The sequence below is a fragment of the Acidobacteriota bacterium genome, assembly GCA_026707545.1.
Classification (GTDB): Bacteria; Acidobacteriota; Thermoanaerobaculia; order Multivoradales; family Multivoraceae; genus Multivorans.
Map to the genome: position 1 here is coordinate 729,900 of JAPOWR010000001.1, position 25,331 is coordinate 755,230.

The 25,331-nt window shown below is 65.8% G+C and carries 20 protein-coding genes; 9 read left to right on the forward strand and 11 right to left on the reverse strand.

Annotated features, from left to right (window positions below):
- Window positions 1-6 precede the first annotated feature (6 nt).
- A complete protein-coding gene (locus OXG83_02930) occupies window positions 7-4,443 on the reverse strand; it encodes a fibronectin type III domain-containing protein (protein MCY3963969.1) in 4,437 nt (1,478 codons plus the stop codon).
- A 358-nt stretch (window positions 4,444-4,801) separates the two neighbouring features.
- Here OXG83_02930 and OXG83_02935 point away from each other — a divergent pair, with 358 nt between their 5' ends.
- From OXG83_02935 to OXG83_02945, 3 genes are all read left to right on the forward strand, one after another.
- Entirely contained in the window at window positions 4,802-5,938 is a 1,137-nt protein-coding gene (locus tag OXG83_02935; GenBank protein MCY3963970.1) for a helix-turn-helix transcriptional regulator, read from the forward strand.
- A 112-nt stretch (window positions 5,939-6,050) separates the two neighbouring features.
- Window positions 6,051-6,344 (forward strand): helix-turn-helix transcriptional regulator, encoded by a 294-nt coding sequence (locus tag OXG83_02940; protein ID MCY3963971.1) that lies wholly within the window; start codon window positions 6,051-6,053, stop codon window positions 6,342-6,344.
- Window positions 6,345-6,762: 418 nt separating this feature from the next.
- Window positions 6,763-8,346 carry a VWA domain-containing protein gene (locus tag OXG83_02945; protein ID MCY3963972.1) on the forward strand — a complete coding sequence of 528 codons (1,584 nt, stop codon included), beginning with the start codon at window positions 6,763-6,765 and terminating at the stop codon, window positions 8,344-8,346.
- Between the two features lie 133 nt (window positions 8,347-8,479).
- Here the strand turns inward: OXG83_02945 and OXG83_02950 are convergent, their stop codons facing one another.
- From OXG83_02950 to OXG83_02960, 3 genes are all read right to left on the reverse strand, one after another.
- Window positions 8,480-9,298, reverse strand: coding sequence for a nucleotidyl transferase AbiEii/AbiGii toxin family protein (locus tag OXG83_02950; GenBank protein ID MCY3963973.1), 819 nt, complete (start codon window positions 9,296-9,298; stop codon window positions 8,480-8,482).
- Entirely contained in the window at window positions 9,295-9,930 is a 636-nt protein-coding gene (locus tag OXG83_02955) for a hypothetical protein (protein ID MCY3963974.1), read from the reverse strand. Before OXG83_02955 ends, OXG83_02950 begins: the two co-directional genes overlap by 4 nt.
- Before the next feature lie 70 nt (window positions 9,931-10,000).
- On the reverse strand, window positions 10,001-11,443 hold the full coding sequence (locus OXG83_02960) for a sulfatase-like hydrolase/transferase (protein MCY3963975.1): 1,443 nt from the start codon (window positions 11,441-11,443) through the stop codon (window positions 10,001-10,003).
- A 154-nt stretch (window positions 11,444-11,597) separates the two neighbouring features.
- On the opposite strand from OXG83_02960, the gene OXG83_02965 reads away from it, so the two are divergent.
- Both OXG83_02965 and OXG83_02970 read left to right on the forward strand, forming a co-directional pair.
- On the forward strand, window positions 11,598-14,282 hold the full coding sequence (locus tag OXG83_02965) for a TonB-dependent receptor (protein ID MCY3963976.1): 2,685 nt from the start codon (window positions 11,598-11,600) through the stop codon (window positions 14,280-14,282).
- Window positions 14,283-14,335: 53 nt separating this feature from the next.
- Window positions 14,336-15,757, forward strand: coding sequence for a DUF3604 domain-containing protein (locus tag OXG83_02970; protein MCY3963977.1), 1,422 nt, complete (start codon window positions 14,336-14,338; stop codon window positions 15,755-15,757).
- Here the strand turns inward: OXG83_02970 and OXG83_02975 are convergent.
- The 4 genes from OXG83_02975 to OXG83_02990 form a co-directional block, all read right to left on the reverse strand.
- A complete protein-coding gene (locus tag OXG83_02975; protein MCY3963978.1) occupies window positions 15,728-15,874 on the reverse strand; it encodes a hypothetical protein in 147 nt (48 codons plus the stop codon). The genes OXG83_02970 and OXG83_02975 overlap by 30 nt on opposite strands.
- Window positions 15,871-16,512: a hypothetical protein gene (locus OXG83_02980; protein MCY3963979.1), complete on the reverse strand. Its 642-nt coding sequence runs from the start codon at window positions 16,510-16,512 to the stop codon at window positions 15,871-15,873. The genes OXG83_02975 and OXG83_02980 overlap by 4 nt, the downstream gene beginning before the upstream one ends.
- A 127-nt stretch (window positions 16,513-16,639) precedes the next feature.
- Complete coding sequence (locus OXG83_02985; protein ID MCY3963980.1) at window positions 16,640-17,671, reverse strand: DNA methyltransferase; 1,032 nt, start codon at window positions 17,669-17,671, stop codon at window positions 16,640-16,642.
- Window positions 17,668-18,624, reverse strand: a complete 957-nt coding sequence (locus OXG83_02990; protein ID MCY3963981.1) for an IS1595 family transposase — start codon at window positions 18,622-18,624, stop codon at window positions 17,668-17,670. The genes OXG83_02985 and OXG83_02990 overlap by 4 nt, the downstream gene beginning before the upstream one ends.
- 252 nt (window positions 18,625-18,876) lie before the next feature.
- Between OXG83_02990 and OXG83_02995 the strand changes: the two genes are divergently transcribed.
- Window positions 18,877-20,031, forward strand: a complete 1,155-nt coding sequence (locus OXG83_02995; GenBank protein ID MCY3963982.1) for a DUF3604 domain-containing protein — start codon at window positions 18,877-18,879, stop codon at window positions 20,029-20,031.
- An 18-nt stretch (window positions 20,032-20,049) separates the two neighbouring features.
- Here OXG83_02995 and OXG83_03000 read toward each other — a convergent pair whose 3' ends face one another.
- On the reverse strand, window positions 20,050-20,484 hold the full coding sequence (locus tag OXG83_03000) for a nitroreductase family deazaflavin-dependent oxidoreductase (GenBank protein MCY3963983.1): 435 nt from the start codon (window positions 20,482-20,484) through the stop codon (window positions 20,050-20,052).
- Between the two features lie 345 nt (window positions 20,485-20,829).
- On the opposite strand from OXG83_03000, the gene pdxA reads away from it, so the two are divergent.
- On the forward strand, window positions 20,830-21,822 hold the full coding sequence (pdxA, locus tag OXG83_03005) for a 4-hydroxythreonine-4-phosphate dehydrogenase PdxA (protein ID MCY3963984.1): 993 nt from the start codon (window positions 20,830-20,832) through the stop codon (window positions 21,820-21,822).
- On the opposite strand, the gene OXG83_03010 is transcribed toward pdxA, so the two are convergent.
- Both OXG83_03010 and OXG83_03015 read right to left on the reverse strand, forming a co-directional pair.
- Window positions 21,803-22,201, reverse strand: coding sequence for a type II toxin-antitoxin system VapC family toxin (locus tag OXG83_03010; protein MCY3963985.1), 399 nt, complete (start codon window positions 22,199-22,201; stop codon window positions 21,803-21,805). The genes pdxA and OXG83_03010 overlap by 20 nt on opposite strands.
- A complete protein-coding gene (locus OXG83_03015; GenBank protein ID MCY3963986.1) occupies window positions 22,194-22,439 on the reverse strand; it encodes a type II toxin-antitoxin system prevent-host-death family antitoxin in 246 nt (81 codons plus the stop codon). Before OXG83_03015 ends, OXG83_03010 begins: the two co-directional genes overlap by 8 nt.
- Window positions 22,440-22,537: 98 nt before the next feature.
- Here OXG83_03015 and OXG83_03020 point away from each other — a divergent pair, with 98 nt between their 5' ends.
- Both OXG83_03020 and OXG83_03025 read left to right on the forward strand, forming a co-directional pair.
- Window positions 22,538-24,058: a sulfatase-like hydrolase/transferase gene (locus OXG83_03020; GenBank protein MCY3963987.1), complete on the forward strand. Its 1,521-nt coding sequence runs from the start codon at window positions 22,538-22,540 to the stop codon at window positions 24,056-24,058.
- A gap of 56 nt (window positions 24,059-24,114) precedes the next feature.
- Window positions 24,115-25,314 (forward strand): TlpA disulfide reductase family protein, encoded by a 1,200-nt coding sequence (locus OXG83_03025; GenBank protein ID MCY3963988.1) that lies wholly within the window; start codon window positions 24,115-24,117, stop codon window positions 25,312-25,314.
- The last annotated feature ends 17 nt before the right edge of the window (window positions 25,315-25,331 follow it).

Consider the following 25,331-nt stretch of genomic DNA (forward strand, 5'->3'; position numbering starts at 1 on the left):
CGCCGATCAGAAAGGGCCTGTGTCGATTTCGCCGCAGAGGCTGCCGGCCTCGTTGCGGTAGACCTTCGACTCGCCTGTCATCGTATCGGTCAACGTGAGTTCGTACTCGACATCCGACAGGCCGCCGTAGAGCAACCAGAACTTGCCGTTGATTGCGCGGCCGTCCAGCACCTTGACTGCCAGTTCGATGTTCTCCCGGTTGAAGAACCAGAAGAAACCCGTGTTGGCCGTCGTCAGGGACGGCAGCACGTTCGCGACTTGCATCGTCTCCGCTTCGGGAGCGTTCGGATCGATGAAGCGAACGTCGACCGAGAAGCGGTTCTGCACGAGGCACAGGCGATCGTTCGTTGGCTCGCACTCGCCGGCCTCGCTGGTGAACTCATGCACGCCGGTCAAGTCGGGCGGCATTGCCGCCAGGTGCAACGAATCCAGGTCGGCGAGCCCGGCGGACGCTTCGCTCGCCTGCGACCGTCCGAGGTCAGCCACGAGGTCTCCCGGGAACGCTCTCACGTCGCTCTGACCGCAGATCTCCTTCGGTGGGTTGTGGTACGTACGCTGGAGGCCACCCGCCGCCGTGTCGCGCAGGGTCAGCCAGTACTCCACGTCCGAGAGTGCGCCGAAGTACATCCAGAAGTAGCCGTTGAGCGGACTTCCGTCCAGTACTTTCGCGACCAGTTCGATGTTGTCCGGGTCGAAGAACCAGAACAGCCCCGATTCGTCGGAGACGTCCACCGTCGCCGCCGCGCCCGAACCGAAGTCGCCGGCCAGATCCGGATTACTCCAGTCCGCCCGCAGCTCGAAACGACCGTCGCGGAGGCACAGGTACTGGCCGCCAGGCCGGCATGGCCCCGTGTACGAACCGGTCGTGACGCTGAACTCCTCCGAGTACGATGACGTCGGCTGAGTCGACACGGATCTGCTCGAGGAGGGGGTTGGCGCCTCGAACCTCAAGCGGAACGTGTACGGTGTCTCCGGCTCCAGGCCGCGGACGATGTACTCCCCGCCTGACGGCTCCACCGCACCCATGGTGGTCCAGTCCATGCTTGGACTTCGGGCCTCGATCACTAGCCGGCCGCGGTTCGGGTCGAGCCACGGGCCGCGCCAGGTCACTCTCACAGCGTCGTCGCCCGTCGATACGCCGCTCGCCTCCGTGAGCGGCATGATCACGCTGGCCAGGAAGGTGAGGGTCACGCTCTCCGGGTCCTCAAGGTCGCCGTCGGTGGCCGTGTAGTCAAACGCCGTCAAGCTGGTGGGAGCCAGAGGGGTCCCGGAAACCAGGCGTGCATCAGAGTCGAACGCCATGCCGGGAGGCAACTTCGGCGACAGGCTGTAGGTCAGCTTGCCGGCACCGTCAGCCTCCGGCAGGACCAGACTGACCGGCTCGTTGACGATCCATTCCTGGCCCGCGACCGCGGTGCTGAAGGTCGGCGCCGTGTCGGGCGCGTCGACTAGCCGGCTCGCGTCCGGATTCACCGCCGCATGGGACAGATCCGCCGCGGTGCCGGGAGAGTCAGTCAGCGTGAGTGAGCCTCCGTTCAGGCTCAAGGCGTTTGCCGGGATGCTGATCCCGTCGGCATCCAGCTCGCCGGGCTGGAGAACGTACTCGAACGAGAGGCTGAAGAAGTTGCGCTTTGAGATGTTGGGCTCGGTGGTCGTCTCCTCTGTCGTGCTCCCTGTGTGAGCGGCGTGCCGCGTGTGGGCTCCCACGCTCAGGGCAAGCCGCGGCTCGCCGCTCACCGCCAGCGCCTTGTCGAAGGCGACGCGGACACTGATCACCTCGCCGGCCCGGTAGGTGTCCGCCGTGTCGGGTGCGTTCGCGAACGACACGCTCGTCACCACTGGCGCCAGGACGATGCTCCCGTCCACCTGATAGTCGGCGTCGTCCTCGACCGCTTCGTGGCTCAGCTCGGCCTCGATCCGGTCATCCACTGTGAGGGTGATTGCTCCGCCCTTGAGGTCGAGTGCGTTCGCCGGAATGCTGACGCCATCGCGGTCCAGGTCTTCCTCCTGCACCGTGTAGCGGAAGTAGACACACGTTCCGAGACTCGTGGCGAGGGCTGCATGGAACGGGGCTTGCCTCATGCGGCCGCCGATGTCCAGCGCCATCAGGGGCGTGCCGCTTACTTCGACGGGAAGGGCGAAACAGACCTGAGAGTTGACGGTGTCGCCGAGACCGTAGGCGCCTTCTCTGACGGGTGGCCAGAAGAGGCCAGGCGAATGGGTCATCTGGACGGGCTCACCAGTGCCGTCAACAGCATAGTCGCTCCAGTAGTAGTTGAACCCATCGTGGGCCAGGTCCGCTGCGATGGCGGCGGAGCCGGCGGAGACGATCGAGCCGCCGTTCAGCCGGAACGAGTTCGCGGGGCCGTCGAAACCGTCCGCGTCCAGATCGTCCTTCTGTACGAGGTACTCGAAGACCAGTATGTCTGTTCTCGTGGTGTATTCCGGCAGGTAGGAGGCCCGGCGCGTGTTCGACCCTACGTGCAGAAGCAGTTCCGGTTCGCCCCTGACGACGACATTACGATCCAGGAACACCCAAAGGAAGATCCTCTCACCGAAACCGAAGGTGTCTCCGTCTAACGGAGCCGTACCGACCACGGGTCCGCGATACATCACTCGTGGCGGCGACGCTGTGACGCCGTCGACCTTGTACTCGCTGACCACGGACTCGTGCGTTAGCACGGCTGCGGTGCTCGCGTCACCGAGAATCGTGAGCGTACCGCCGTTCAGGGTCAGAGAGTCCTCAGGAATGGTAACCCCATCGGTGTCCATATCGTCGGCCTGAACCGTGTAGGTGAAGTAGAGGATCGTGCCCCAGTTGCGGTGTGTCCGGGGAAGTCGAGCGGTTCTCAGTCGGTCGCCGATCATCAGCACCACTTCGGGTCTGGCGCCCGTGACATCCACGGGCTTGTCGAACTCGACCCGCGCGACGATCTCCTTGCCGACCAGGTAGGTGTCGCCGGAAACCGGGAAGCCGGTGCCTTCAGCGGCGTAGGAAGGTCGGGAGAGACTGACCGCCTCGATCTTCGGTGCGATCGCAATGCTCCCGTCCACCTTGTGGCGCGGGTTCGTCGCCACTGCAGCGTGGTCGAGGTTCGCAGCGACGGACGCGCCATTCAGAGTGAAGGCGTTGGCCGGGATGCTGATGCCGTCTGCGTCCAGGTCCGTGGGCTGAACGAAGCCCTGGAAGACGAAGGAAGTGCCGGTGCTGAAGCCGGTACGCGAAACCTGCCGGGTTCTCGATCCGACCGTGACCGCCAGCCGAACACGACTGTCCAGCGAGACGGATTCGTCGAACTCCACGGCAACGCGGACCGCTTCGCCGAGTGTGTAGGTGTCGCCGTTGTCGGGACCTTCAACCAGGGAGATGCTGACGATGCTCGCGGCCAGGCTGCCGTCCACCTTGCGCGCCGGGTCGTCGTCAACGCCGCCATGGCTTAGATCGGCGCTGAGGTCGTCGCGACCGCGTAAGGTAATCGAGCCTCCTTCGACGCTCAGCGCGTTGGCCGGGATGCTCACGCCGTCGGAGTCCATGTCGTCGGGTTGCACCGTGTAGCCGAAGGTTAGCTTGGCGCCGTGCGTGTCGTTTTGAATCCAGGATGTACTCACTCTCGTGTGCTCGCCGATCTGGATTCGGACTTGAGGTTCCCCGGTGACCGTCACGCTCGTTTCGAAGTGGAGGCCGATGGCGATGCTGTCGCCGGGTCCGTAGACATCACCGCGGGTCGGTTCGCCCTGGAAGAAGATCCCCTCCACCTGTGGCGCTTGCACGATGCTTCCGTCGACCTTCTGGTTCTGATCATCTGGGACGGCTTCGTGCGTCACGTCGGCGCGAAGGCTCCTGTCGCCCGCGGAGAAGATCGGACCGCCGCTGGCCAGAGCGTTCGCTGGGATGCTGATCCCGTCACTGTCGAGGTCCTCGGCTTCCACGACGTAGGCGAAGCTGATGTGCGTGGGGGAGTTCCACCAGAAGGAAGCATGCCGGGTGGTCGTGCCGACCTTCAGGGAGAGTCGAGGCAGGTCCTGGTAGTCGACGGCGATCGGTGAGTCGAAGTAGACGTCGAAGTCGACTCTCTCCTTGTAGCTGTATGCCTCGCCGTTCGACGGATGGCCGTTGATCTCCATGGAGGCTACGACGGGAGCGGTTTGAGCCGCTCCGGCCTTCCCCAGGTCTGGGTTCACGGCACGGAGGGTTGCGTGAACGTGTTCCTGCCGTTCTCCTTGCCGCGTGCCGAACAGGCCGAGATGCTCCCTCAACTCGTCGAGGAAGACGGGTTCCATCAGGAACGAGTCTCGTGGAGTCTGAAACTCCTGTGCCGCCGCTTCAGGCGCAATGGCAATTCCGCCAGTAGCGAGAACCGCAGTAATCCACATGGCCGCGCCTCGCGCCGCAAGGACCATCGCCATGCGGTGAACGGGATCTCTCGTGGTCTTTCGCACCATCAGCTTCTCCTCTTCTTCTCGCTCTTTGATTCACGAAGCCAGTTGTTGACAACACGCTCCGCGCGGGTTCGAACAGCCGTTTGAAGTTCTGCGGGAACAAGCTACGGGCGGAGCTGGGCCGCTGTCGCCCCCAAGATTGGGGGCGTGGATGCGCGACGTGTCTGTCACACTGTGCCCGCGGAGTAGAGCGACCGGCAGCGAACGCCGGAGCGAATGTCGCGGCGCTCGCGGCGGTGAGGATACGGGGGAGTTCGCGCAATCATCGCTCCGTTGGCTCGCTGCATCGCGATGGGGTCTCGAAGGCTTTGTAACGTGGCTCCAGTACGGATCGAGGCGAGGGCATGTCGTGCGAACCGGGGTGAGTAGAGCGGGCCGAATCGAGAGCATCGTTGCCACTCTGCAAGAAGCGGCGTTCGACGAGGATCGATGGGCGGTCGCGTCGGCGCTGATCGACGATGCGGCGCGCGTCCTGGGCAGTCACCTCAGTGTGCTAAGGCGCGAGTGGCCTTCCGAGTTCCTGTTCAGCCGGATCCTGTTCCACGGCGAGCCGCTCGACGAGGTGGAGCGGATGTACGTCCAGGACTATGGGTCTCGCGATGAGCGCGGGCCCCGCCTGCGTGCCCTGCCGTACGGATGCCTGGTCCATAACACGGCGCTCTTCACCGAACGCGAGATGAAGACGTCACCCTTGTATTGCGGTTTCCTGCCCCGTGTTGGTAGCAACAATCAAGCTCTCGTGCGTCTCGAGGGCGTGCATGACACGGACATCTACTGGTGCTTGACGGCACCGACGGGCAGTGATTGGGGTTCCGAAGAGATAGCCGTCATCGAGCGTCTCTTGCCTCACGTTCGGCATTTCGTTCGGGTTCGCCAGGCGCTGACGTCGGCCGACGCCCGTGAGGCTTCGCTGACCGGGCTGCTCGATCGGTCCGGTCTCGCGGTGCTCCACCTGGACCGGACAGGTCGCGTGTTGGAGGCGAACGCGCTCGCTCGGGAGCTGCTCGTGACCCGCGACCTCATCCTGCAGCGGGATCGTCAATTACGGGCGCGAGCGCCCAACTCGGACACGAGGCTGGGCCGGCTTCTGTCGATCTGCTGCCGCAAGGGCGTCGGCGGTTCGATGACGCTCCATCCTCACAGTGGGACGGCCGATAGCGAACCGCTGTTGCTGTGTGCTTGCCCCGTAGCGCCGGACCACACGACCTTCGATTCTCGCGGCGTTTCCGTGCAGGTCCTTCTGACGAGGCTGGGCAGTACGCGGAGTGTCGATACGCGGCACCTCACCGAGCTGTACGACCTGACCCCGGCCGAAAGCCGAGTGGCCGGCTTGCTGGCCGAGGGCCGGGCGGTCAGCGAGATCGCGGCGTCCACCGGCCGCAAGGAGAGCACGGTCCGGTGGCACGTCCGGAACCTCCACTCGAAGCTGGGCGTTCATCGCCAGATGGACCTGGTGCGCCTCGTGTTGTCGGCGGCGGCCGCTGCGCCGGCCGAGTAGCAGGCGGCAAACGGCGCTTTTCCGGCGCCGTGCCGATCTTTCGGGAGGCCGCTGGATCCTCCCGATATTGGGGGCGACAGCCCACGGAGGCTACAGCTACCGTGCGGCAGTTATGGCCCCTCCCGCCGGCAGAGCCGGAGACGATCCGGCCACGAGGGACAGCGGCTCCCGTGTGGACCCGCGGATCCTGGTGGAGAAGTATGGCCTCACACCTGCCGAGGGTGAGGTGGCCGCGGCGCTGGCGGAGGGCCGTACGGTAAGCGAGATCGCAGCGACCACCGGCCGCGAGGAGAGCACGGTGCGTTGGCACGTGAAGAACCTCCACTCCAAGCTCGGCGTCCATCGCCAGGCGGACGTCGTCCGTCTCGTGCTGCTGTCGGCGACGGCCGCGTCGCAGGCGAGTTGACGGATCCCCTCTCTTTTGGGGGCGACAGAGAGTCTCGCGACGCCCAGAATGACCTGTAAGGCGGCCCCATCCAGATGCGGCCGGCGTCGCGGCAGCCGGGAGGAAGACTCGAACAATGTCAGCAAAGGTCAAGGCAGACCGTGCAGAGAAGAGTTCACGGGCTACGGCGCAGCCGACAGGCGCGGGGTTCACCTCCCAGGCGGAACGACGACCGGTCGCTCCGCGACCTCCACGGAGTTCCCAGCGTCGCCGCGCCCAGTATCGACAGGCGTTGGTGGCTTTGATGGCCCTTTGCGCGCTGCTGTCAACGGCCGTGGACGCTGCCCCGGCACAAGAACTAGTGACGCCCTTTTACCAAGGGAACGAGGGTGGGGTAGTCGGAGTCGGTTCGACCGTCACGATCGAGACGTGCCAGAGCGTGAGGTTCGATCCGTGGCCAGGGGGCATTGCTCTCCAGGACCACGGCTTGGACTGCGGAGACGACCTGAGGGTCACCGGCCTGGAGGCGGGCGCCTTCCTCTACATCCGCATCCCTGGAACGCAGACCTATGCGTCGGCCCCCTTGATGCCAGAGGACCTCTTGCAGGGATCGCGGCTTTCTCTCGGCGGCAACGCTGAATTCACTGACGGTCGAAGAGGAACTCTCGTTCACTCAAGAGCGCTAGAGACGGCCCTCATTGTCCCATGGCTGTCGTTTGACCAGCCCCTAGTCCTGGCCGAGCCTTCTGGCGGCGTACTGGACACGGCGGTCACAAGTTTCACCCCGACGACCGCGGACTTCGACCTCGACCTGTTCGTAGTCGATTCCAATGCCAGTCTCGTCCCCCTCCACGTCTCGGACATGACCGTCGATGACATCAGATGGGAAGGCAGCCAGCTGCAGTTCTCGGTTACCGGCCTCACCACTGAGTTCCAGAGCCCTGCGGGATCCTACTCGGCGACCTTCCTGTTCGACCAGAGCGGGAGCATCGCAGGCAACGATCCGCAGGACCTTCGGATTCAGGCAGCCAAGGCCTTTCTCGGGAACCTGGGTGCGGGCGACGAGGTCGCTCTGCTTGCGTTTGCCACGAGCGGCAACCTCCCCAGCCACCCCGTCACTATCTATCGGGACGCCAACGGAAGCGCCTTTACGCGGGATCCGAACGGCTTCGACGCCCATCTCACCGATCTCGCCAACCTCGAATCCGGCGGGACGCCGCTTTACGACGCGATCATCGAGGCGGTCGACTTCACGGTAGCCAACGCGAACAACTCCAATCAAGCCATCGTCGTGTTCACGGATGGGGAGGACACCGCAAGCAGCTCGTCGATCGACGACGCTGTGGCGAAGGCCGTATCTCACGGCATCTCCCTGCACACGGTCGCGCTCGCCCAAGGAGTCGATAAGGACGTGCTTGCCCGCCTTGCGAGCGAAACCGACGGATCGTTCACTCAAGCACTCGAAGCGGCTCAGTTGATCTCCTACTATGGGGCCTTGGGTCCGTACCTTTCCGGGAGCGCGCGCTACTACCGCACGAATTGGCGAGCGGTTCTGCAAGGAGGATCAGCTACGTTCGACACCGGCGACACGATAAGCGCCAACGTGGTCGTGCGCGTTGCAGGCGGCGCCCCGGTCAACCTCCCCTTTCGCCTTGAACTTAGCACCGCCACAGGTCCATCCTTGACGGACGCCGTCAGTGTCTCGATTACTACCTGCACATCCAGCAGGACGAGCAGTCCGTTCAACGTCACCGTCGCGGGCAGCGTCACGGCCAACGAGGACGTGAGCAACGTCACGGTCACCGCCTTTGTCCAGCCTGGATCACGGCAGGTGGGAAGCAGTCAGGTCTTGGGGACCATCACAACGAACCAGAGCAAGGGCTATAGCATTAGCGGGTCAGTCTCAGGATCGACACCCACGCAGTGCGAGGTGGACGTTCAGGGGAACCGCACCGCTACTTCAGCACCCTTCATTCACTCGTCGTCACGGGAACGAGAGAAGGGCAGCTTGTCTCCGTACTAGTGGACTGTAACTTGGGTTTCGGCACTGAGTCTTCGTGACGGATCAGCGTACCTACACTTCGCGGGCTTGGCTTTCTTTGTTGTACTGGCGGATGTACCTCATGAGTGATCCCGGGGCCCGCTTCACAAGGTCGCTACCCGGTCGAGCCCGACCGGGCAAGGAGGCGCAGTGCGTTTTCGGAGGTAATCAGATCGACGTCATCCTGCTTTTCCAGGAACGGACTCACGTCAGCAATTGCCTGCTCCCAGTCCAACGCCTCCAGCCGTTCCACGACGGGCTCGGTCCACGAACGGGCCGTCAACTCGTCTCCCGTCCAACCGGTCTGGCGCAGCGCCGCGTTGAGCAGTGAGAGGTTGGGTGCGGGCCAGTCCGGATCGCTCAGGTACCAGATCAGGTCGTGCAGGTCCCGGCCCTTCGCGTAGCCGCGCTGGAGGACGGCATGGAGCTTCCCTGCCAGCAGGGAAGCGCGGTCGTGATGGAAGAGCCTGAGCGTCACGTGCCGGCGCACCAGGCTGATCTCGCAGTCCGCCCCATGCGGGGGTTTCGTGTCGACCTCGATCCTGATGGCCAGCGCCTCCGATGGGTGGGGAGAAAGGCCCAACTCGTGGAGCAGGCCGGGAAAGCGCGCCATCGCTCCATGCACGGCGCGGTGCTCGCGGATCCCCAACTCCACGTGGTAGTTCTCGGCGCCGAGGTCGGTGCGGACGGCTTTCAGGTACTTCGGCAGGGCGTAGGCCTCGCGGTTGCCTTCCAGCGCGAAGTCGAGGTCTTCGGAGTAACGGGGAAGCGAGTAGAGGAACCGCAGGCAGGTCCCGCCCTGGAACGCCAGGGCGGTCATGGCGCCGGCGCCCTGCATCGCCAGGAGAACCCGGGCCTGAAGGTACTCCCTGACCACGTTGCGGGCCCGCAACGGATCGTGCGGCCGGATCAGCGCCTCGAGGTGGTCCTTCACAGCACGTTGTACGCGGGCGCCTCGGCGGCGAGTTCGCGGATGCGGCCGGCCGCTCGAGTCGTCTTCGGCGCGCCGAATCGCACCGCCGCCTGATCGAGGGCGTCCAGATCGAGAGCGCCGAAGTCAAGTCGAAGCTCTCGCAGGAACTCCCTGTGGTCGCCGCCGGGTTGCAGGTAGACGGAGTCGAGCAACGCCTTCTCCGGGGTCGCCACGAATGCCCGTTGATCGCCGCCCAGGTCGAGCAGTCTGTAGCCGAAGAACCGGTCCGCCTTGAGGTGGCGGAAGGAGAAGCGGCCTGAACGGAGCCGCCGGATGTGCGGGCGGCCGGGTGTCACGCTGGTGACTTCCGGTGCGTACTCGGGGATTGCATGGGCGAAGGCCAACGCCGCCGGGCCGCTGACGTAGGACCCCGGCGCCAGGCGGTTGGCGAGCATGAACGGATGCGGGACGCGACGCTGCCAGGGCGGCGCCAGCGCATACAGGCCGCGCCGCATCTGCTGGACTCTGCCGCTGCGGACCCAGCGCGACAGTTGCCGCCTGACGTTGCCGGCGTCGCGAGGTCCGGCGAGCAGCAGGCCGGTCTCGAAGACGGGCTCGTCGGCGACCGCGGCCACGAGTTCCTCGAATTTCATGGAAAGAACTTATCAACTCTGGCAATCTAAGACGATGCTGAGAGCCTCGGGCTCCGCGATGTGGTCCAACTCAGCCGGGCAGAACCTCCCGCAACCGCCGCACCACTTCAGGCTGCTTCGCGGCCAGATTCTCCGTCTCCATCGGATCGGCCTCCAGGTCCCAGAGGATGTCCTCGCTGCCGAAGCCGGTCACCAGCTTGTAGCGGCCGTCGTAGGCGAGCCGCCAGTCGTTGAGGCCCGAGAGGACGACCTCCCGGTGGCTGTCGGTTCGGCCTTCCAGGAGTGACCTCAGGGATTGGCTGTCCATGTCGGCTGGAGTGGCGAGGCCGGCGTAGTCGAGGAAGGTGGCGGCAAGGTCGAGGACGGTCGTCGGCAGGCGGCAGTCGTAGCCCTCGCGGATGCCGGGACCGGCCGCCAGGAGGGGCACGCCGGCCGATGCCTGGTAGGGGACCGACTTTCCCCAGCGCGCGTGATCGCCGAGCATCTCGCCGTGGTCGCTCGAGTAGACGATGATCGTGTTGTCGAGCTGGCCGGTTTCTTCCAGCATGTCGATGTAGCGGCCCAGCCAGGCGTCGATGTTCTCGATCATCGCGGCGTAGTTCTGCCGGGTCGCCGTGTGGTCGTCCGGCGTCAGGGCGCCCTGGTAGGCATAGGGCTGGCCGAGGCCATCCCGGCCGCGGACCCACGCTTCCATCTCGGCGGTGATGTCGACCGGCGGATGAGGGCCGACGAAGTTGATCACCAGGTGCCACGGGTGGTCCTTCGGGGCGGCCTCGATCAGGTCCAGGCCGTTCTGGGCGATCCAGTTGTCGCAGTAGGCCTCGGGACCGAGCGGTGAGGTGATCACGTCGCCCCACCAGGTGTCCGGGAAGCCGGAGCGGCGGCGGCGGAAATCGGTGGCGCAGGCGCGGCCCTGTGGCGGCTCGAGCGAGTCGAGGTAGGCGTAGTACGGGTCCTTCGGCCCTTCCGGATCCTCCAGGTAGGACTCCATGCCGTCGCCCTTGCCGCAGTTGTTGATCTGCGCCGAGAAGCCCCAGTCGTCGGCGAAGTTCGTTCCGTCGATGCCCCAGTTGCCGCTGTTCTTCGACATGTCGAGCTTGCCGACCGCCATCGTGTGGTAGCCGGAGTCGCGGAGTCGTCCATAGAAAGTCGTCTGGTCGAGCGGATAATCGAATCGGTTGCTGCTCACGCCGCAGCGGTCGTACTCGCGGCCGGAGGCCAGGCAGGCGCGCGAAGGGGCGCACACGGGCGACGGCACCAGGGCGCGGGTGAAGTTGACGCCGTCGCGGGCAAGGCGGTCGATGTTCGGTGTCCGCAGTGCGGCGAGACCGCCGCTGTCTGGGCCGAGCCAGTCGGGCCGGTGCTGGTCGGGGAAGAAGAAGAGGAGGTTGGGTCGGTCGTCGGCCTCGACTTGCGGCTCGGATCCGCCGCAGCCGGAAAGCCCGGCCAGAGCCCCGCCCGCGATCAGGCGCGAGGACTGTTGGAGGAAGTCGCGGCGGGTAGGGCTGGTCATTGGGCCTCCTTCCCAGGTTCGGATTCAGAAGAGCGAACGAAGTTGCGAACGCCAACGGCGTTGGCTAGTTTAGGCCATTCACCAAGCAAGCGAGCGGCCGGACAGCCTCGAATCCTGTTTCGGGCGGTCGCGCGATCGACTGGAGGCATCAAGGATGAAGCGAAGTTTGATCTCGGGCTGGTGCACGGCCCTTATCGTCCTGGTCTGCGCTGGACCGCTGCTCGCGGACGGTCCGCAGACGGGCACGATCGACGGCCGCGTCCTGGACGCTCAGGGTGCGCCGCTGCCCGGCGTCACCGTCACCCTGGCCGGACCGCAGAACACGCGGACGGTCATCACCGACGCCGACGGCGTCTACCGCTTCGCGCTGCTGCTCGCCGGCCGCTTCACGGTACGCGCGGAGCTGGAAGGGCTCGGTTCGGCCGAACTCGCGACCGACCTCGATCCGGGCCAGCGGCGGGGCGTCGACCTGACGCTCGTGTCGGCGGCCGAGGAGGAGATTACGGTTACCGGTGAAGCACCCCTGATCAGCAAGTACGAAACCGCCCTTGCGGCGACGATCCCGGCTGAGATCACGGACAACGTCGCCTTCGGCACCCGCGCCTACAGCGCGGCCGTGCGGCAGTTGCCGTCCGTCGTCAACCGGAGTGACGCGGACGTCCGGCCGTCGGTGAACGGCGGCATCAGTACCGAGGTCGGCATCTACGTCGAGGGCGTGGACACCTCGATGCACCGCCGCGGCGGCGAGATGCGTCTGCTCATCCCCAGCACCGCGCTGACCGAGACGAAGCTCGAGTCGACCGGTTTCGGCGCCGAGTACGGCCGGGCGACGTCCGGCATCATCAACTCGACCGTCAAGACGGGGACCAACGAGTTTCACGGCGAGGCGCTCTATATCGGCCAGAATCCGAAGTGGCGGGCGCCGGACGCTCTGGAACTGGAGCGTCCGGACGATCAGATCAACAGCTACGAGACCAGCATCGGCGGTCCGCTCGCCCGCAATCGGGCGTGGTTCTTCATCTCATACGGCAGGATCTCGGACAACCGGATCGATCGGCTGTCGGACGGAAGCATCGTCAATCTCAGCCGTCAGGCGGATCCCCTGGTCGCCAAGGTGAACTTCCAGCCCAGGGACAACCAGCAGATCGCGATCACGGCGATCGATGCTCCGTCGGACGCAATCGGCCTGTCCGGCAACCCGGGCGACAAGTACGCGATCATGAACTTCCCGCTGAACGGACGGGTGCAGACGATGAACTGGAGCCTCGGCCTGGGCGCCTCGAACTTCCTCGAGTTCAAGGTCGCCAACCGCGAGGAGTTCGTCGGCCGCAACCCGGCGGAGCAGCACCCGATCGACCCGAACGCATCGCCGGACGACCCGCTGGGGAACAACTTCCGGTATCGGGATCTGGCGACGGGACTGCGCCACAACGGTCCGGCCGTGCGCCTGGCCGAGGGCTTCAACGACTTCCCGCGCGACCAGGCGAGCGTATCCCTGACCAGCTTCAGGGGTCAGCACGAGTGGAAGTTCGGCGTCGACGCCCAGGCGATCGAGTTCGGCAACCTGACCTCGATCATCACCGAGTTCCGGGGGCGGAACTTCGACCCCAACCTGCCCGGTGGTTACGTGACGCCGGTCAACAAGCGGGTGTTCGATCCGTCTGACGTGATCACGCAGTCCAGCGACTTCCTGGCCGTCTTCGCCCAGGACCGCTTCGAGGTCGGCGACAACTGGGTCTGGACCCTGGGCATCCGCGGCGATCAACAGACGATCGACAACGACATCGGCGAGCGGGTCAACGAGTACACCGAGTGGGTACCCCGGGTCAGCGGCGTCTACGACGTGAAGGCCGACGGCAGCATCCTGCTCCGCGGCACGCTCGGCCGCTACTACCACGCGATCGGCATGGGCATCGTGCTCCAGGAGTTCTCCCGCCAGAACAACGGCGAGAACATCTACGAGCAGTTCGCGTGGAACCGGGCCACGCAGCGCTACGACCGCTTCCAGCGGCGCGTCGAGCCGACGTTCGACCAGGCGATCCAGGATGTCGACCCGTACTACAAGGACGAGATCTCCTTCGGCGCGGACTTCCAGGTGTCCGAGAAGTGGGTCGTCAAGTCGCGCCTGGTGGCGAGCGAGGCGGACAACATCTTCCACGCCACGCTCCAGTACGACGATGCCGGCCGGGTGGTCCGTGATCTCCGCAACTGGTCCGACGCCCGCCGCGAGTACCGGGGGCTGCAGATCGAGGCGAACCGCCTGTTCCGCGACAACTGGACACTGCGCACGAACTACACCCTGAGTTCGACCAAGGGGAACATCAACTCGCTCAACGACAACTTCAACCTGAATGAGGCGTTGGGAGGCATCGAGGTGAGCACCGGGCTGACCAACGCGACCTCGAGTCCCTACTGGTTCGGGCGGCTGCTCGAGGACCGGGAGCACCTGGCGAACGTGATCGGGATGAAGCGATTCGTCTTCGGCAGGCACGACGTGGTGCTGGGGGGCTTCCTCCACTACGCATCCGGGGCGCCGTGGGCCAGCCACGTCTCGACCCAGGTGCGACATCCGGTATCGAATCAGCCGATCACGACGTCGACCTTCCGTGAGCCGGCGGGCTCCCACCGGCTCCCGGACACCTGGACCGTTGATCTGTCCCTGATGTACTCGGTCGCTATGGCGGGCAACGTGCGGGCGAAGATCGGCTTCGACCTCGCGAACGCGGCCGATAGCCAGGAGCCGATCGCGATCAACACCCAGACCGGACGGCCGACCCCACGAGTCGCCTCGTATCAGCGGCCGCGGGAGTTCCGGCTGAAGGTGGGCTTCAGCTTCTGATCCGGCTCGGGAGGTACGGCTGGGGCCGGGCGCCGCTCCTCGCGGGCGGCGCCTTGGCTCTTGCCCTTGCCGGCTGCGAGGCGTCCGGTCCGGGGGCCGTCTACGACGGGGATCTCGGCGCCGCGATCGACCAGCTCAAGGCCGACGTCGTGGCGGAGCCGACGGACGAGTCGACCGTCGCGGCGCGGGCGGCCGTGGTCGCCAACTGGGCCGACGCGCTCTCCCTGGCCGGTCATGAGATGGGACTGGAGGGGCCGCGGGTCCGGATCCAGTCGACCCTGCCGCCGACGGGTAACGCCGCGGCCAACGCGGGCGCCATCATCGACCGCCTGGTGCGGGAGTTCACCCTGCGCGAAGAGGCCGGCGCTCTCGGAACGCTCGAGGCCGAGTCGCTCGGTCCGTTCGAAGCACGGCGATACGCGACCGTGAGCCAGACCTGGACCGCCGGGTCGCGCGCGGTCGAAACCGGCGGCGGCTTCTGGGTGGCGCGCCACTTCAACGCGAACTACGGCGCCTTCCAGACCACCGACCCTGCGGGCGCGGGCTACGTCGCGATCGAGACGGACGCGGCGAGTGCGCGGTTCGAGACGGACGTCTACATGGCCTCCGGGCCTCACGGCGGCTTCCGGGCGCCTGAGCCGGCGCTCATGTTCCGGGTCGCCGAGGGCCGTGTCGAGCCGGGGGAGAGCGTCACGATCACCTACGGCAACACCTCCGGGGGCGGCCCGGGGATCATGATGGCGCAGACTTCGAGCGCCCGGCTGCCGTTCCCCCTGTACGTCGATCTCGACGGCTCCGGCGAGTGGCGGCCCCTGCCGATCCTGCCGTTCGCCGTCGTCGGCACGTCCGTCGCCGGCGTGCACGGCTTCGCGCCCAGCGTCGTGCGCCCAGGCGAGACCTTCGAGATGTCCGTGCGCGCCGAGGACCGCTTCTACAACCGGGCGACCGGCGACATTCCTGGCTTCGACGTATCGCTGAACGGCGAGCTGCACGCCTCGACCGAACCGGGAACCGAGGCGATCACGGTCATCGAACTGGCCCTCGACGAGCCCGGTGTCTACTGGACGGCGATCCGGTCGCAAGGCGCCGGGCCGGCGATCACCGGCGACGCGAACCCGATCCTGGTCGCCGAGAACCCGGAGTACGGCATCTACTGGGGCGACACCCACGGCCACTCGGGCTACGCCGAGGGCATCGGCACCCTGGACTTCTTCCTCCAGTTCGCGCGCGACGACGCCCGGCTCGACTTCGTGACCCACTCGGAGCACGACATCTGGCTGGACGCCGGCGAGTGGGAACTGATGCGGACCAAGAGCGCCGAGTACGACGAGCCGGGGCGCTTCATTCCCTACCTCGGTTGGGAATGGACGCGGCACACCCGCCAGGGCGGCGGCCATCACAACGTCCTCTACCGGGGGATTACATCGCAAACTAGCCAAGCGGCCCTAGCGCTTCTTGGCGGTCTTGGTCTGTAGCGCCGGGTTCGGCGGCTTCGCGTTGGCGAAGATGCGCTGCCACACGTCGCGCATCGTCGCTTCGGGGAGCTCCGGCATCACGCGCTTGGGACGACCGCGCTTCTTGGGCTTCTTCATGACCGAGTCTCCCGCAGGAAGAATCGAATCCAGTTCTCTACTTCAATTCCCCGCACCTTCTCCGTGAGCATCTTCTCGACGTACTCGTTCATCACCCCGTATCGGGCGATCCGACCGAAGTTGCCGCCCTGGTCGTGACGGGCTTTGTCCGCTACCTTCTTGCGCTTCTCAGGGTATGGGTGAGCGCCTAGCGGAACGTCGATTCTGACGTTGGACTGTGCGTCGCGCTCATGTTGCCAGTAGTACGTTCGCTGTTGGGCGCAGTACAGCGCCGACTTGACGAAGGGCGGAAAGAGGATCGGGGAACCCGAGAGGACGTTCGACAGTACCCACGGAACAACGACCAACAGGTCCCACGGGTTGATAGCGGCCTCGGTGGTATTGAACCGGAACGTCGGCTCCTTCTCCTTGGCGAGAAGGTACCACCCCTTCAACTCCACGCCCATGAGCGGCCTGGTGCCGTTGTCCACCGCTCGCAGTAGAACGTCTGGGAAGGTCTGAGCCTGCCGAGAGAATGCGAAGTCTTGGTAGCGAGATTCCGGGTCCCAGACAGGACGAAGGGAGTTGAGCGTCTGAACGAACGCCTCCTCGATTGTGGCCGCGAGAGGGGTGTTCAGCGTGAAGATGTCCGACGCCATCAAACCCTCGATGGTCGTCGGAGTTGTGAAGTGGTTTGGCACCGCGTACAACGCACGACGCACGTTTCGCCACAGCTCGAAGTGCTCCCATTCCAGCGGCTCGGTAGATACTGGACGAGGCGGACGCTCAGACTGCATCTAGACGCCTTGTAGCGGCTTCGTAGAACTCTGGCGCGATCTCTGCGCTTCGGGCGCTGCGTTCGAGGTTGAACGCACAGATAGCGGCGGGGCAGAGGCCACCGAACGGCTCCCACACCATGTCTCCCGGTTCGGTGCACAGTTCGATTGAGAGGCCCACGAGGTCGAGAGGCTTCTGGCTGCCGTGCAGGCTCTTGTACTTCCACTGCATCGCCGAGCGAACACCGTTGATCCGTTCCGCGCCACCCACCTGCGGATGACGCCAGACGTTTGTAACCCCCACCGGACACTTGAACTTGGCCCTGTATGCCTCCCATTCGGTAGCAGCTATTTGAACTTCACCGTCCACACTGAAGTACGGCCGGCCTGAGGGTTCGCCGTGCCGGTTCGCATAGTTGGCCAGTTGCTCAAACGCATCTGCCGGCGGAAAGTACCAGAGGTGGTCGGCCGTCAGATACTTCCGCGTTGCCGCGTTCGCAACACCACAAGCGCCGTTCGCTCGGTTGAGCGGCAGTCCAGATCGTACCCACTCGTGCCGTAGCCACTCCTGCATGGTCATGGAACCGAAGCGCGGGGCTTTGACGTACTGGACACAGACTTCTGTTGTGACCGGCAACTTGCGGAGCGTCTTCGTGTTGGCGTTGCCCGCAACGTGGCTCAGGCCCTTGTCCCAGACGTGGCAGCTTCGATACTCCCAACCGAACTCGGCAAGTACCGGATGAACCGTCGCCCATCCGAGCTCGGTGTTCCAGAACCAGAGAGTCGTTTGGGGAGTCGAGTGTTCGGACCATGCCGCAACGTGAGGCTGATACCACGCCGCCAGCCCATCCTCTGAGTGTAGGTCGCCAGGGAATCCGCTCACACCATAGGGGCCGTCAGAGACGATGCAGACGGGGGTAGGCCACTCGCCGTAAGCGTCTTCGGCGCGCCCTAGTTCGATTGTGACGTCGGCGCGCCGATGAACCGCTGTGGGATGAATTCGCACATCCGACTGGTCGAGTACAGTAACCGCGACGGTCACGCGACCAGATCCTTGAGGCGTAGCTGCTTGCCGTCGAAGCCGCGCACGAGTTCGACCATCTGGTCGTAGGTGTCGAGGTCACGCTGGTTCTTCCGGCCCGCAAACTCGTTGACGTAGCGGTGCAGGTGCTTGAACGACATCCGGTGGTAGGTGCCGACGAAGCCCCGCTTGAACATGGACCACAGGGACTCGACGGTGTTCGTGTGGACATCGACGCCCTTCACGTACTGACCGACCGAGTGATTGACGGAGCGATGGCGGAAGCTCCCCATCAGGTCCGTGTACGCGCCGTGTTCGTCGGTGACGACCCGCGAGCCGTGGCGGACGTTCGCTTCGACGAACCGCGTCATCGTGTTCGCGTCCTCGGCATCGACCGGCTGCGCCACGACCTTGCCGCCACGCTGGACGGCCGCTACGACCGGCTTCTTGCCGAAGTGGTCCTCGGCGCTGTAGCGCTTCTTCACCTTCGCGTGACGGTTCTCCTGCTTGCCGCCTACGAACGTCGTATCTACCTCGACCGTACCGGCCAGCTTCGGAGTCGTCGGCATGAAGAACCCCTCGCGGATGCGGTGCATCAGGTGCCACGCGCTCCGGTGGGTCATCTTCAACTCGCGGTGAACCTTCATAGCGGCGGTGCCCTTGAGGCCCGTCACGAGCAGGTAGGTCGCGAGCGCCCACTTGCGGTAGCCGATCTTCGTGGACTGCATGGTCGTTCCGATGCGGACGCTGAAGTGTTTGCGGCACGTCCGGCAGCGATACGGCATCGGCTTCCGGTCCTTGCACTCGCTGGTCTCGACTGAGCCGCAGCGCGGGCAGCACCGTCCGGTCTCGCTCCACCGGATGTCCTCGAACCACCTCTCGGCCGCTCGGTCGTTGGGGAACATGTCGAAGACCTCGATGATGCTCAGGCCCTCGCGGAAGGCTTTGCCGGGGGCTGTTCTTGTCTCGTCCATCATGGCTAGTATTCTTGCAGAAACTGCGCGGTGTGTCAAGTCCTGGGTACACGGATCCAGCCGCCGCAGAAGGGTCTGTGGACGCTGCGGATGCCGCGCCTCAACCGGCGCAACCGGAGTGACTTCGGTGCGCTCAGATGCTGCGGAAGAGCTGCGGACCAGGAGGAGATGCCATACAGCCTATAGCCAGTCAGCTATGGCTGGCTAGTTTCCGATGTAATCCCCCTCTACCGGACGGTCGGCGACCAGGACGTGATCTCGGTGCTCGAGTTCCCGACCCTGTCCGAGCTCTACCGGGAACTCGACACCCGCTACGACCGCCGCGACGTCGTCGTCATCCCGCACGCCCACAACCCGGGGGACTTCCGCCAGTCGCATCCGGGCCTGGAGCCACTGGTCGAGATGATGTCGATGCACGGGACCTTCGAGTGGTTCATGCAGGAGTACCTGTCACGCGGCCACCAGGTGGGCGTCGTCGCCGCCTCGGACGACCATCTCTCGCACCCCGGCTATTCGGCCCCGAACCGGACCTCGCTGGCGCAGCGGGGCGGCCTCGGTGCGGTGCTGGCGCCGGAGAGGTCGCGCGACGCGATCTTCGACGGGATGAAGGCGCGACGCACCTACGCCACGACCGGGGACCGGATCATCCTCGAGTTCGAGGTGAACGGGATCGGCATGGGGGCGCGGGCTCCGTTCTCGGACACCCGCGAGATCACGGGCCGGGTGATCGGCACCGCTCCGATCGGCTCCATCGCGCTGATCAAGAACGAGGAGGAACTCTGGAGCGAGGACTACTCGCTCGACACCGGCGGCGGCGCGCCGGCCGACCTGCTGCTCACGTTCTACTCCGAAGAAACCCCGGTTCATCTGGGCGACGCGCCGCGGGGTTGGCGGCACTGGCGGGGTCAACTGACCGTGGCCGGCGCCACGCTGGTCTCCATCGAGGGCACGGACTTCGCGAACCCGACGACCCAAAACGTCGAGCAGAACGGCAACGGCGCCGTCTTCCGGACGAACACCCGCGGCGAGACGAGTTCACTGAGACTCTCGGTCGCCGACGTGCAGCCGGGAGCGGCGATCGTCGTGGAGCTGGAGGAAGCGGCCGAGACCGGTTCGGCGCCCCCGTTCTATCGGCCGCGAGCCGTGATTCCGGGCGCCAGGGTGCGGCTGCCGCTCTTGGAAATGCAAGGTGGCCGGCTGGACAAGCCGTTGCCGATCGAGAACTACCACCGCGACTCGGTCACCCTGCGGCGCGTCCGCCCGGACGGCCCGCGGGATCTCACGTTCCGCTACACGGACACCGAGACGCCGCGTCAGGGAGACTACTACTTCGTCCGTGTGCGCCAGTTGAACGACGCGATGGCCTGGTCGAGTCCCGTGTGGGTCGGAGGGCATCCGTCCCAGTAGCTGAGTCGCCCCCGGCTGCTACAGGGGCTCCGCGATGAACACCGGGATCGTGCGGGAGGTCTTGTTCCGGTAGTCCTCGTACGGCGGGAACGCCTCGACGGCCAGTGCCCAGACGCGGGTCCGTTCGTCGGCATCCTCGACCTCCCGCACGCGCATCGCCTGAACTTCCGTGGCGTCCCTGATCTCGACATCGGGGTGGGCCCGGAGGTTCGAAACCCACTCGGGATTCGCGGGCGCACCGCCCTTCGAGGCGACCAGCACGTAGCTGTCGCCGTCCTTCACGCGCATCAGCGGCGTCTTGCGGATGGCGCCGGTCCGGTTGCCCGTGTGGGTGACGATGATGCACGGCAGGCCGGTGTCCCGCAGTCCGACGCCCTCGGTGCCGCCACTGCCCTCGTAGAGCTCCACCTGGTCGCGGACCCACTTGATCGGACTCGGGATGTACTCGGCCATGGATGCTCCTCGTGTGCTCGCTTGCGGGCGGAGCGGCGAATCTACACGAGCGGCAGCCGCCGTCCGCCGGGCGCCGGGCACACCCGCCTGGTGCGGTCCGGGGGAGGGGGTCCCAGCGAACGCTCGCCTTCTCTGAGTGGGGTGGAGGGTGGGGCTCGCTGCGTTCCGTTCGCTCCGGTTGGCTTCGGCCGATGATGGGGCTTGGGCAGTCGCTCACTCCAAGCTCGCTGGGACCCCCTCCCCCGGACCGCCCCGGGCTGGCGGTCGTTGCCGAGGGATGGAGCCGGCGACGTTTTATTGTCGGTGGATGGTGCGGTGGGGAAAGGGGCGGAGTAGATTGCGGTAATGGGGAGCCGGCCGATGGCGGTGACGATGGGGGATGCTTCGGGCGTTGGCCCGGAGATCGCGGTCCGGCGGTTTGCGGAGGGGCTGCTGGGCAGTGAGGTCGTGCTGTATGGCGACGCTGCGGTGCTGGCGAGCGCGGGGGCTGTGCTGGGGTTGGATGTGTCGATCCGCCTGGTAAGAGAACCGGACGAGGCTGCGGACGGTGCGCTGAACGTCCGCGACCTGGGGCTGCTGAGTGCTGACCGGGTGACGCCGGGAGTGCTCAATGCAGAGGCGGGCGCGGCAGCGTTGGCCTACGTGGACCGCGCCACGCGTGACGCGCTGGCGGGCAAGGTGGCGGGGGTCGTGACTTTGCCGATGAACAAGGAAGCGACCAGAGCCTCCCGGCCGGACTTCAAGGGGCACACAGAGTTCATCGCCGGACTGTGCGGTGCCCGTGACTTCGCGATGATGTTGACGGTGCCGGAGTTGGCGGTGACCCACGTCAGCGCGCATGTCAGCCTGCGCGAGGCGATCGAGCGGGTGGAACCCGTGCGGATCCGCAAGGTGATCGATCTGACCCACGAGGCGTTGTCGCGGTTCATCGAGAGTCCTCGGATCGCCGTCTGCGGGCTGAACCCGCATGCCGGGGAGCACGGCCTGTTCGGTGCCGAGGACGAGCAGATCATCCGGCCGACGATTGAGGCCGCGGTGGCGGACGGCCTCGACGTGTCGGGCCCGCATCCCGCGGACACGGTCTTCCGCCAGGCGATCCATCTCGACCGTTTCGATGCCGTCGTCTGCATGTACCACGACCAGGGCCATGCGCCGATGAAGCTCTATGGCTTCGAGCGGGGAGTCAACGTGACGGTCGGTCTGCCGATCATCCGCACTTCGGTCGACCACGGCACGGCGTTCGACATCGCCTGGCAGGGCAAGGCGTTCACCGACTCGCTAGGCCACGCGTTGGACTACGCCTGGAAGCTCGCCGGTGCTACACGGAGCGGACCGTGATCAGGTCGTCGAGGCCCTTCACGTCGGCGGCGTTCCGGGTGTAGAGAGGCAGGTCGTTGGCCAGCGCCGTGGCGGCGATCAGCAGATCGGCGAAACGTCGGCGTCCGACCCGGCCCCTTGCCACGAGCGCTGAGTAGATGCGACCGTACGCGCGGGCCGCCAGAGCGTCGAACGGCAGCGGATCCCAGGTCGCCGCTGCCCACTGCAGACGGTCCTGGCGACGAGCGCGTTCTTCTTCGTCCCTGCCGGCAGCCAGCGGGCCGACCGTGAGTTCGGCAAGCGTGATCGCCGAGACGGTGGACTGCTCGGGAAGACTGGCGTCCTCGATCAGGTCGAGGTCGATCACGACCGACGTGTCCAGAAGTCCGTGCCTACACATCGACCCACGGATCGACGACCGCGTCGATGTCGGCCCGGAACCGGCTCGCGTCGATCCTGGGAGCGGTTCGAGCCGCCTCCCTGAGTACGCTGCGGGATACGTAGCGGCGGGCAGCTACGGGTCGCAGTTCGGCCACCGGTGTGCCGTTCCGGGTCACGATCATGGACTGTCCCTCCTGAACTGCCCGGAGGATCTTGGCGGAGTCGTTGCGCAACTGCCTTTGGGTGATGGTGATCATGCGCGGCAGCGTAGCAACTGTAGCGTCTTGTAGCAACGTGGTCCCTTTCTGTACAGTCCAGCTACTGACCTAGACGCAGAAACCGACGGAGATCTCGGATGAGCGAACAAGTTCACGTCCCGATTGCAGTCGTGCTCCTCATGGCGGTGCTGGCGGTTGCCTGCTCCCCGGAAGGGGACGGCGGCGAGCAGGAAGCGTCCGCGGACGCTCCACCGCCGAACATCGTCGTCATCCTGGCCGACGACCTCGGATACGCCGACGTCTCGACCTACGGCGACCGGCTGCAGACCCCGAACATCGACCGGATCGGTCGCGAAGGGGCGATCTTCACTCAGGGCTACGTGACGACGCCGGTGTGTTCACCGTCGCGGGCGGCCTTGCTGACGGGTCGCTACCAGCAGCGTTACGGGTTTGAGTACAACGCGCGCCAGGCGCCGGAAGTGCCGGACGTCGGTCTGATCCCGGGCGAGTTGACGATCGCCGACCACCTGAAGGCGGCCGGATACGTGACCGGGATCGTCGGCAAGTGGCACCTGGGCTTCAAGGACGAGCACTACCCGACGAATCGCGGCTTCGACGAGTTCTACGGTCACCTCTCGGGCGCCACGCGGTTCATCAACCGCAGGACACAAGGCGCCGTATCGATGTCGGTCGACGAGGAGTTCAGGAGGCGGCCGCCGGACGATCCGCGCACCGATCTCGTCGTCCGGGGAACACAGCCGCCTGCGCCGCCGACGCGCCAGGCGGGCAACCTGATCGTCCGGGGGCCGGAGAAGACCGTAGTCGACGAGCCGGCCTACATCACGGACGTCTTCGGCGACGAGTCGGTCGACTTCATCCGACGGCACGCGGAGGGGCCGTTCTTCCTCTACTCGGCGTTCAACGCGCCCCACTCGCCGTTCCAGGTCACGGAGGAGTACTACGACCGGTTCCCAGACGAAGAGCACGAGCTGCGGCGGATCTACTTCGGCATGATCGCCGCCCTCGACGACGCCGTCGGCCGCATCCTGGACGCGCTGGACGAAGCCGGGATCGCCGACAACACGCTGGTTGTCTTCCTGTCCGACAACGGCTGTGCCGGCTACTTCCCCGGGCTGTGCTCCTGCGAGCCGCTCTCCGGCGGCAAGTTGACCTACTACGAGGGCGGTGTCCGCGTGCCCTACCTAGTGCGCTGGCCGGCGGCCGTGTCAGCCGGGACCACGGTCGACGCGCCGGTGTCGACGCTCGACATCCTGCCGACCGCCCTGGCGGCAGCCGGAGCAGAGGCGCCTGCCGATCTCGAACTGGACGGACACGACCTGATGCCGCTGCTCGACGGGTCGGCCGAAGCGACAGGCGACGGCCGCCTCGTGTGGCGGAACTATCCGACGGTCGCCGTCCGCAGCGGCGACATGAAGCTGATCAAGCCGAACCAGGACGCGCCCGGCGGCTTTCTCTACGACCTGTCCACCGATGTCCGGGAACAGACGGACCTCGCCGCAGAGCGGCCGGAAGAGGTCGCAAACCTCGAAGCGGTCATCGAGGACTGGCGTTCCATCACCGTGGAACCGGCCTGGACCCGCCGCCGTCCGGTCGCCTACTCGATCTGCAACATAGAACCCATCGGCTTCGAAAACTGACGGTCACTAGGATAGGGACATCCAGACGCCCCTGTCCCTTGGGAGGTCCCTGTTCTATGAACGCGTCCAATCGCACACTCGCGGCACTTGGCATGGTGCTCTTGCTGTTTCCGGCGGCCTACGGCGGGACGGTCGGCGAAGAGGGCTCGAATTCAGACGAGAAACTCGCTGCGCTGGTCGCTGAAGTCGGTCCCGACTGGGAGGTCGTGACGGACTACATGAGCCGTCAGCGCGAGTGGATGCAGCATCGTCTGAACAGTCTGGGGCCAGACGACGATGCCGAGACTTCAGAGGATGGCGAGGAGGCTTCCGGGCCACCTGATGCAGAACGAGCAGCCGCGGCCGCGATCGCGATTCTCGAGGAGGGCGGCACGCACGAGCGGTCGGTCGACGCGGCGCAGTTTCTGACCAACCAGGCCGCGATGACGGCCAGGGGCGATGAGTACGCCTACCGGGGAGCGAAAGCTCTTCTCGAGTACGTCCCGGACTTCGGGGCGTGGGGAATGACGCTTTCCCGGATGAACATGCTCCGGCGCTTCCGCAACGACGGCGAATCCTCGCGGCCCGCTACGGACAGGTTCTTCGAGGAGCTGGCGAGCGAGGCCGAGGATCGGGTGCTGCGTGCGGCCGGTCGCTACTACCTGGCATTGGGGCGGATGGCGGCCGTCAACGCGGAAGCGCTGTCCGAGGATGAGCGCACGGCCAGAAAGGAGGCCGCTCTCGACGCTGCGGAAGGACTGAGCGCGGGCGTCGAGGACGAGGCGCTCCTGTTCGGGATGAGGATGGGCGCAGGAACCTTCGCGGATGCCGAGGCGGACCTGATTCGCAGCATCCGGCATGCCACGGTCGGGAGTGTCGTGGCCGATCTGACCGGCAGCCGCATGGACGGCGTCGAGGAGGCATTGGCCGACTACCGGGGCCGGGTCGTGCTCCTCGACTTCTGGGCGACCTGGTGCAAGCCCTGCATCGCGGCGTTGCCGACGCTGAGGGAACTGGTCGCCGAGCTGCCCGCGGACCGCTTCGTCCTGCTGGCCGTCAGCGTCGACGCGGAGTTGGAGACGGCGGTCGAGTTCATGGAGAAGGAGCCGATGCCGTGGGTGAACTGGCACGTCGGCATGACGAGCGAGTTGACGAAGGTCCTGGACGTCAGCGCGTTTCCCACCTACCTGCTCCTCGATGAACAGGGTCGGATCCTGGCCAGGACGAGCAGCCTGCCTGACGACTTCCTGGCACTGATCGAAGAGACGGTGGGCTAGCGATGCGCCGGTACCGT

Excerpts from the sequence above, each read along its gene's own strand:
- OXG83_02930 (MCY3963969.1), bottom strand. The coding sequence starts at position 4,443 with ATGGTGCGAAAGACCACGAGAGATCCCGTTCACCGCATGGCGATGGTC.
- OXG83_02940 (MCY3963971.1), top strand. The coding sequence starts at position 6,051 with ATGGCCCCTCCCGCCGGCAGAGCCGGAGACGATCCGGCCACGAGGGAC.
- OXG83_02955 (MCY3963974.1), bottom strand. The coding sequence starts at position 9,930 with ATGAAATTCGAGGAACTCGTGGCCGCGGTCGCCGACGAGCCCGTCTTC.
- OXG83_02960 (MCY3963975.1), bottom strand. The coding sequence starts at position 11,443 with ATGACCAGCCCTACCCGCCGCGACTTCCTCCAACAGTCCTCGCGCCTG.
- OXG83_02965 (MCY3963976.1), top strand. The coding sequence starts at position 11,598 with ATGAAGCGAAGTTTGATCTCGGGCTGGTGCACGGCCCTTATCGTCCTG.
- OXG83_02975 (MCY3963978.1), bottom strand. The coding sequence starts at position 15,874 with ATGAAGAAGCCCAAGAAGCGCGGTCGTCCCAAGCGCGTGATGCCGGAG.
- OXG83_02980 (MCY3963979.1), bottom strand. The coding sequence starts at position 16,512 with ATGGCGTCGGACATCTTCACGCTGAACACCCCTCTCGCGGCCACAATC.
- OXG83_02990 (MCY3963981.1), bottom strand. The coding sequence starts at position 18,624 with ATGGACGAGACAAGAACAGCCCCCGGCAAAGCCTTCCGCGAGGGCCTG.
- OXG83_03000 (MCY3963983.1), bottom strand. The coding sequence starts at position 20,484 with ATGGCCGAGTACATCCCGAGTCCGATCAAGTGGGTCCGCGACCAGGTG.
- pdxA (MCY3963984.1), top strand. The coding sequence starts at position 20,830 with ATGGGGAGCCGGCCGATGGCGGTGACGATGGGGGATGCTTCGGGCGTT.
- OXG83_03010 (MCY3963985.1), bottom strand. The coding sequence starts at position 22,201 with ATGTGTAGGCACGGACTTCTGGACACGTCGGTCGTGATCGACCTCGAC.
- OXG83_03015 (MCY3963986.1), bottom strand. The coding sequence starts at position 22,439 with ATGATCACCATCACCCAAAGGCAGTTGCGCAACGACTCCGCCAAGATC.
- OXG83_03020 (MCY3963987.1), top strand. The coding sequence starts at position 22,538 with ATGAGCGAACAAGTTCACGTCCCGATTGCAGTCGTGCTCCTCATGGCG.
- OXG83_03025 (MCY3963988.1), top strand. The coding sequence starts at position 24,115 with ATGAACGCGTCCAATCGCACACTCGCGGCACTTGGCATGGTGCTCTTG.